General features: G+C 39.4%; 6 protein-coding genes, 1 tRNA gene and 2 pseudogenes. 5 read left to right on the forward strand and 4 right to left on the reverse strand.

All coding sequences use genetic code 11. The annotated features are described in order from the left end of the window. Positions 1 to 135: 135 nt before the first annotated feature. The 4 genes and pseudogenes from IM507_RS23645 to IM507_RS04540 all read left to right on the forward strand — a co-directional run. Positions 136 to 249, forward strand: a pseudogene (locus tag IM507_RS23645) (DUF5615 family PIN-like protein); the annotation flags it as partial. Between the two features lie 553 nt (positions 250 to 802). Continuing rightward, positions 803 to 1,054, forward strand: a complete 252-nt coding sequence (locus IM507_RS04530) for a hypothetical protein (RefSeq protein ID WP_042790830.1) — start codon at positions 803 to 805, stop codon at positions 1,052 to 1,054. Positions 1,055 to 1,114: 60 nt separating this feature from the next. Next, positions 1,115 to 1,378 (forward strand): hypothetical protein, encoded by a 264-nt coding sequence (locus IM507_RS04535; RefSeq protein ID WP_002766985.1) that lies wholly within the window; start codon positions 1,115 to 1,117, stop codon positions 1,376 to 1,378. Then, positions 1,375 to 1,789: pseudogene (locus tag IM507_RS04540) on the forward strand (type II toxin-antitoxin system VapC family toxin). Before IM507_RS04535 ends, IM507_RS04540 begins: the two are co-directional and overlap by 4 nt. Positions 1,790 to 1,804: 15 nt before the next feature. On the opposite strand, the gene IM507_RS04545 reads toward IM507_RS04540, so the two are convergent. Continuing rightward, a complete protein-coding gene (locus IM507_RS04545) occupies positions 1,805 to 3,118 on the reverse strand; it encodes a tetratricopeptide repeat protein (protein ID WP_002737966.1) in 1,314 nt (437 codons plus the stop codon). Positions 3,119 to 3,301: 183 nt separating this feature from the next. Further along, positions 3,302 to 3,375: transfer RNA gene (locus IM507_RS04550), tRNA-Arg, on the reverse strand. Between the two features lie 43 nt (positions 3,376 to 3,418). Between IM507_RS04550 and moaC the strand changes: the two genes are divergently transcribed. Then, positions 3,419 to 3,919 carry a cyclic pyranopterin monophosphate synthase MoaC gene (gene moaC, locus IM507_RS04555; RefSeq protein WP_069474343.1) on the forward strand — a complete coding sequence of 167 codons (501 nt, stop codon included), beginning with the start codon at positions 3,419 to 3,421 and terminating at the stop codon, positions 3,917 to 3,919. Positions 3,920 to 4,178: 259 nt separating this feature from the next. On the opposite strand, the gene bchH is transcribed toward moaC, so the two are convergent. Beyond that, complete coding sequence (gene bchH, locus IM507_RS04560; RefSeq protein WP_287636704.1) at positions 4,179 to 7,844, reverse strand: magnesium chelatase subunit H; 3,666 nt, start codon at positions 7,842 to 7,844, stop codon at positions 4,179 to 4,181. Between the two features lie 75 nt (positions 7,845 to 7,919). Continuing rightward, positions 7,920 to 8,060: flavin reductase family protein (locus tag IM507_RS04565; protein ID WP_465246289.1), on the reverse strand; the 141-nt coding region annotated here is incomplete at its 5' end.

Here is an 8,060-nt window from a genome sequence, read left to right on the forward strand (position 1 = left end):
AACTCGATTGTCTATCTTTTGATATTAACCTGTTTGTGCCTTAAGTCCTTCTCTGTATGGATTTCAGCTACTTTTGAGCTTAGGTACTCTCATCGAATTTTATTTTAAGTTAATTATTTGCATAACAATTCCCGAAGAGCCATAATTTTAACTGTCGATCTAGATTTTTCTCAACTTCTCGCTATTAGTGTTGATAATTTACCAAGTGTCATCCTATTCCGTTTAGGCAATGAAAACTACAATCTAATTAGGGGCTGCTGAAAAAGTTTTTCGTGGGGGCAGGGTGTGGGGTGTGGGGTGTGGGGTGTGGGGTTTTACCCATTTTCAGGTGGTCAATTACCTAATTTTCAGGGAAAAAATCCCTAAATTTTCCCCCCAATCACTCCAATGGTAGGCACTTTTTCAGGGAAAAAAAGTCTAAAAGCCTTATCCAACAAGGTTTTTAGATTTATTCAGCAAACCCTAATTAATCAGCGTTTAACTATAGTTTTACGAGATTGTACAAAAGCATTAAAGACGGGAGCAATTGTGTCAGTGACAGATCGTATTTTTCGGATTAGACTTTTATCAATTTAAGATTTTTGCTTTATAGCGTTCATGGAGTCTTCCCGTTAATTCCATCTTAAATATTGTGTTCCAAAAGCGAACACCTTTATTATTGAGTACAAATTATAACATTGGCAAATAATCTCCCTGTCCTCTGTGTCTCTGTGGTTAATTACCCTCGATAATCTCCGTACCTCAATCCAACTTGAAAATGCTATAATAAAAGTAACCTATTATCACTAAGGAAACTTTAATCATGACTAACTTAAACAATCATTCAACCTCTAACACATCCGAAGAGCCTGAGTTATCAATGGAAGAACTCGATGCTAAATGGGATGCACTAGAAAATGATCCAGAATTTCGCAAAAAACCTTTTTGGCAAAGAATTGTTGAGATTGGTAACGTTGTTCCCCAATCAGAATGGCGAAAACACTTACCTACAGACTTTGCGCGTAACGCGGAACATTATATGTACGGCGCACCGAGAGAAGATGAGGAAAAATAACAAACACAGAACTAACGTCAATTCAAAGTTAGAATATATGTAGTAAACTAATCCCACTAAATGATTATGAATCCCCCAAACAATCCCACTCGCACAGAAGAAATTCCGACAATAGAGGAACTTCCGACAATAGCTGAATTACAAGCAAAATTCGCTCAACTTCAAGCTGATCCCGAATTCCGCAAAAAACCTTTTTGGCAAAGAATTGCAGAAATTGGCGCACTTGTTCCCCAGTCAGAATGGCGAAAACACTTACCTACAGACTTTGCGCGTAATTTTGAACACTATATGTACGGCGCACCAAGAGAAGATGAGGAAGAATGAGAAAAATTTTCTTAGATACATCCTAATTTGCAAGCACTCGCTGATTATAGAGACAATCTCCATGAACTTGCCACACTAATGACAGTAAGACTAGGAAAATTTACAGGAATTACTAGCGAAATGATTTTGACAGAATTACTTAACGCATTGTCAGGAAGAGGAGATTATCTACGCCAATCTGCTATTAACTTAACCAACGATTTGAAAAACGATTCTAGTATAGAAATCATTCCCCAAACCAGTGAACAATTTCAGCAGGCTTTTGATTTTTACCAAAGACGATTAGATAAAGGATACAGTTTAACTGATTGTGCTTCAATGCAGATTATGAGACAACTGGAAATCGATGAAATATTAACCTTTGATAAGCATTTTCAGCAAGAAGGATTTGGCGCATTACTCAGAGAATAGTCACTAAACTTTACTTCACTTCAATTTTTTCCTCGCTTCATATAACCATTGCTCCTCCTCTGTGTTAATTTCCCTCCCTTCGGCTAATTTAAGACATTTACGCCAATTTTCCTGAGATAATTTCTTGTCTTCTTTTTCTAAAAGTTGAGCATAAATACAAAAAGCAGCACCGGGATTGCGGATAAATTTCTGATAAGCTGGATTTTCAGCGATACCAATAGCAACTAAAAGATTAGGAACTGTATCTTCACTGCGATTTTGCTTAAATCTGGCCCAGCCTAGATTTTTATAAATACTATATTTTTGTACTGCTAAATTGCGTTTCTCCTCTTCAGTAAATTGGTCTAGTTTTTCATCTTTTTCTGCTAATAATCTCTTAGCTTTTTCCAGTAACTCTACCGCTTCTGCATTCTTATTATCGCGCAGATACCAATAAGCGAGATTATTATAAGCATCTATAAAACCACCTTTTGCCGCAATTAAATAGTGTTTTTTCCCATTAGTCAAATCCTGTAACTCTTCATAAAGTGTTGCCAACTTATAATGAGCATCTAAATTATCTGGATCTAACTCAATCGCTTTTAAATACTTCTCTTCGGCTGAAGCTAAATTAGGAAATTCTTGACTTGCTGGCGGAGGAGATTGTAAATGGCTTCCTTCTTGCTTATAAAGCTCAGAAAACCAAGAGAAATTTAGATAAATTCCCAAGAGAATAGCAAAGACTATTACTGTTACAGAAAACTGTATTTCTTCATACCAATGTTCAGCAATCCCAAGCAATTTCATTAACTTAACAAAACCCTTCTGGCGCGTCCGTGTGAGAGCATTTTCAGTTTGTAATAAAGAAATGAAAGTCGAAAAAATAACACCTCCTATTTCTAGCAAACCTGAACCACCACTAAGAAACCGAGTAGCAATCGTTCCGATTAATGTAAAATTAACCCCTAATAAAACCAGTTTAACGATTCTCAATAGCCAATCAAAGCGATTGCAAGGATGCAGAGATTCCCTACTTTCTAAATGCCACCACCAAGCTTGAGCAGACATAGGTAAAGTCTCCCGATATTCAGCTAAGTCAAGAACTTGAGTAATTTTGTAACTTTTCTGTTTTAATCTATTATCTTGTTCGATTAATTTTGACGACATATCAACGGAAATTTCCGCCTCAGCTTCCATTTGTTTATGAAGAGCATCTCTGGCGGCAATAATTTCTAAAGCCTGTGCTTTTTTCAGAGATTTATTATGAGAAGTATCTAAATAATTTAGAGCATTCTGGTAACGCTCTAAAGCAACTTGAAAGGGTGTCGGCACAGGTGCAGGAGAATTCATATTATACAATCCTAAAAGTTTAGTTTCTTTCACTGTTTGAGGGTAAAAAATACCTCGGCAAAACTGGCTGCTGATACTAAATCCTGTTTAAAAAGTATAGGAAAGTGGGAAGATGGGGCAAAAAACCAAAGAAATTAGGAACTATATGTCCCTAATTCCTGTAGTATATGCCATTGTATCTAACGGGCTTGGAGAGACTCGAACTCCCGACCTTGTGGTCCGTAGCCACACGCTCTAATCCACTAAGCTACAAGCCCTTGTTTTTCTCAACAGTAAACTACTATAGCACAGGTTCATTCAATGACGCAAGAGGGTAAAGAAAAATTATCTCATCTCGACAGCCAAGGACAGGCCCAGATGGTGGATGTATCGGAGAAAATGCCCACTAAACGCACTGCTATCGCCCTAGGACAAGTGAGAATGCTAAAAACGACTTTTGAAGCCATAGAACAGGGAAATGCGCCTAAAGGTGACGTTTTAGGGACGGCCAGACTAGCGGGAATTATGGCGGCCAAACAAACTTCCTCCTTAATTCCCCTTTGCCATCCCTTACCCCTGCAAAAAATCAATGTTCAGATTATCCCGAAAGCAGAGTTACCCGGTTACGAAATTCGCGCAGAAGTGGTGACAAAATCGGAAACTGGGGTAGAAATGGAAGCTTTAACGGCGGTATCTGTGGCAGCCTTGACTTTATACGATATGGCTAAAGCGTTAGAAAAATCAATTCTGATTGAGAATATCCGTTTGCTGAGTAAAACAGGAGGGAAATCAGATTATCATCAGGATACCCTGTTGCCATGAAAACCCGGGTGCATCTCACATTTGCAGAAATACCGACAATCAGCAATTATCAGTGACTCTTAAATTATTACAGATGGGTCAGCGGCTGCGTGTAAGCATCCCACCGAAAAACTAATGCGCGGGGGTTTTGGGGGGTAGAACCCCCCAAAGGCTTGGATTGAGTGGTAAAATCGGAAGTAATGACCGATTTTAGCCGAGAGTGTCCCCGTAAAAATCCCAACTTGGTAGATTGACAAAAATGAGATGCAGCCTAAAAAACCTAAGTAACCCCTTCTAACTTTTCATCGGTCAATTGATATAATTCCTGTAATTTCTCTAATTTGTCGGGGTCTGCTTGCCAAAAACCGCGACCCTGTGCTTCTAACATTCTACCGACAATATTACGGAAAGCTTCGGGATTAGCTTGACGCAATTTTTCCGCCATTTCTGTATCAAAAGCGTAGGTATCGGCTGCCTGATCATACACCCAATCGTCACTAAAATTAGCCGTACCGCCCCAACCAATTAAAGCGGTCATTCTTTGGGAGATTTCGTAGGCCCCACCGGAACCTTGATTAACCATGGCATTGGCCCATTTAGGATTGAGTAATTTACTGCGGTATTCTAAGCGCAAAACCTCCTCTAATTTGCGGGGAGTTGTATCATTGGAAAAACTCTCAACAAAACTCGTCATCACCCGTTTACCGCTTTGTTTTTCTGCGGCTAATTTTAATCCTCCCGTGTTGCCGTAGTATTCCTGAATATCGGTTAAACCGTATTCTACCGAGTCAATTTCTTGGATAATACTTTCACTGGTTTTTAATAACTGTTGTAGCACTTCTGGCCGCGCTTGTCCCTTATCTTGACGACCATAACTAAAAACATTACGCTTTTCCCAAGTTTTCGCTAATTCGTTTTCATTATCCCAATTTCCCTCCACTACTTGGTCATTAACTAAAGAGCCAAAATCCCCAGCAGGATTGGAAAATAAACGAGCGCTCGCATTGTCAATTCCTTGACTTTTTAAGGCTAAATAGTGCTTACGGATATAATTATCATTTTCCGATTCTTCTATCTCAGCTACCCGCTGCATTAAATCATCCAATAACTCGATAATATTGATAAAAGTATCCCGAAAAATTCCCGATAAATTAGCCAGAATATCGATGCGCGGGTGTCCAATTTCCCCTAAAGGTTTTAATTCATACCTGACAATTCTTCCTGTCCCCTCTTTGACTGGTTCCGCACCGACTAATTCTAAGAGAATACCCAGGGATTCACCCTTAGTTTTAATCACATCTAATCCCCAGAGTAAAACTGCTACAGTTTCGGGATATTTTCCTTTTTCGGTTAAGTTTTGTTCTAGGAGTTTTTTGGCGATTTCTCGTCCGCGCGTGTAGGCTGCGGGGGAAGGCATTCGGTAGGGATCCAAAGCGTGTATATTGCGTCCTGTGGGTAAAACTCCCGCACCATCCCGGAGTAAATCACCCCCCGGTGCCGGTGGTACATATTCCCCATTTAATCCCCGCAAAAGATTAGTTAATTCTTCGCTATTTTGTCCTAATAAATTTTTAATAGCAATGCCTTCTTTAAGCTTTTCATTGGTTGCTTCGTCAGCGATAATTTGCTGAAATTCTCGCTCAGATAAATCGGTGAAATAAGCGTCAAGATAACCTTTTAATTCTTCCTGATTGGGAGCAGTTCCTAGGGTGTGTAAACCCGAAGAAAATAGTCTTTGTTCGACGATTTGCAGGTAATTATACACCTTGACAAAATAATCGGTTAGTGCATAGCGGCTAAATAATTTGGCATTTTCTAAAGTGAATTCTATTCCCTGTTTTTCTGCTTCCAGAAAAGGACAATCTTTAGCGATACCTGTATCAATAATCTTTTGGAGAATACTATCTCTTAAAGCGTAATTTTTCTCAGGATTTTCTCGAAACTCGGCAATCAAATCTCGTAAAATCATCAATTCTTTATATAATCCTGCTCGTCCGTAGGGAGGCACATTATGGGAAATTAACACCCCATAACCGCGACGTTTAGCTAGGATAGATTCCGAGGGATTATTAGCGGCATAAATATATAAATTCGGTAAATCTCCTAATAAAATATCTGACCAAGAATAACCAGTATTTCCTAGGGGTGAACCGGGCAGCCATTCGACAGTTCCGTGCATACCAAAATGAACGAGCGCATCGGTCTTAAAATCTTTTTGTAACCACTGATAAAAGGCTGCATACTGAGGGTGAGGAGTTAAATCTTTTTCAAACATTAACCGCATCGGATCCCCAGCAATTCCTAAAGGTGGTTGCACTCCAATCCAGATATTACCTAACTCAATTCCCCCTAAATGATACTGGTCGCCAATAGTTTTTATCCCCGCATCTTTAAGGGATTTCCAGTGTTTTTCGATGCGAGAAGTTAATAGATAACCTAGCCAATTTTCTAAAGTTTCTATCGATAAACGATTTTGTTTAGAGAGATTTTCATCATCGGCAAATTTGACTTTTTGAATAATTTCTTCCCCGTCTTCGGGAATCGTTCCCAGATTATAACCCTGCGCTTGTAAAGCTTGTAAAAACTTAACTAAACTCCGGGGAACATTTAATAAAGCTGCCGTACCAACTGCCCCATAACCTGGGGGAAATCCATAGAGAATGATGGCTATTTTGCGTTCTTGCGGAGGGGTTTTATGTAACTTAATCCAACTATGCAAACGTCCAGTTAAACGCTGTAATCTTTCGGGGATTAAATAGATAGTTTCCCCCACTAATCCCCCCAGAGGAATTGTATCAATTGCCCCATCTAATTCCGGTAAAGCGTATAGAACCACACTCTGTAAACCACCGATTCCCTGTCTTGTCCAAGAATAAATATCTTGAATCAATAAAGGGGCAGCGATAAGATAAGGAATATTTTTAGCGGACAGAATTCGTTTAGCCACTTCTACCTGTCTTCCTGCTTCCATAGAACCCGCAGGACCTCCCACCAAAGGAAAGCCAATCGTCGAGACAATTGCATCTACTGTCACCGCATCTTCACTTAAAGAAGGAGTTTCAATGATTCCTTTTTTTCTTTGCTGAATTTCGTAGTCTGTGGTTAACCAATCCCGAACAATTGTATGGCCTTCCACTCCGTTAATAAACACGGGTAGGGGAATTAAATTAGCCGTTTCAAAATGACGGAGTAATTGATTAATATAGGGTAGTTTACTGATAACGTGCTTCCGATAAAGCAGCAGTGCCACCACTGGTTTATCAAGGGATTTATTTTTTTTATACCAAGTCAAATATTCTTGGGGAGTGAGAAAATAACCCTGATAATCGGGGTGTAATAGTCCCTTATTGGGAGTTTCGATGACTTCGGGTATTTCCTGTACTTTTAATCCTAGATATTTTTGGGCAATTACCCAACACATAGCGGCAACATTTTCGGTTCCTCCCGCATTCCAATAACCGTAGATAATTAACCAATTACGCAAATCTTGAACTTTTTTAGCGGGAATAAATTTCAGCAGTTTCGGACCAGTTTTGAGGAAACTGAGATAAGCAGCTAACTTATCTTCTTCCTTGCCACTGGAAAATTTACTCAAGATAAATTGAATTGGTTTTGGCATTCCTTTTGGTTTATCCCCGATGGCAAATTCTCCCAAACGGGTTAAACTCATTAACTCTAAAGCAGACTCAAAAACTAAGCGAATCGGAATCTCTGCCGCTCGTTGCCGCAGCCAAGTAACTTGATCGTAATCGAAGATCAAACTAGCAAAAAAAACGTCGGCATTGGCTAAAGCTTGCTCGACTATTTCCGGTTCGCTAGTCAAGGATTTATCGCTGAATACTTTTACTTCTAAATCGGGACATTTAGAACTAGCCAACAGGCCCGATTGCCGATATAAATTGGTGTTAAAGGTTTCAAAGCCAACAATTAAAACAATACTTTTCATAAGAATTTATTTTCTGATAAATCAGGGTGCGTTATTTTGCCTTAACACACCCCCTGAAATGATCATAACAACAAATTAATAATAACTGCCAGATTTGCGATGATGGATGGCGGTTAAACCCTGGTGTAAAACCCTGCCTTTTTCTGCGATCGCATAAAGCAGCCAATGATCACCGCACTCCATTCGTTGTTCCACCCGACATTCCAGATAAGCGAG

Origin of the sequence: Microcystis sp. M20BS1 (assembly GCF_020245305.1) — a bacterium.
GTDB classification, from domain to species: domain Bacteria; phylum Cyanobacteriota; class Cyanobacteriia; order Cyanobacteriales; family Microcystaceae; genus Microcystis; species Microcystis ichthyoblabe_A.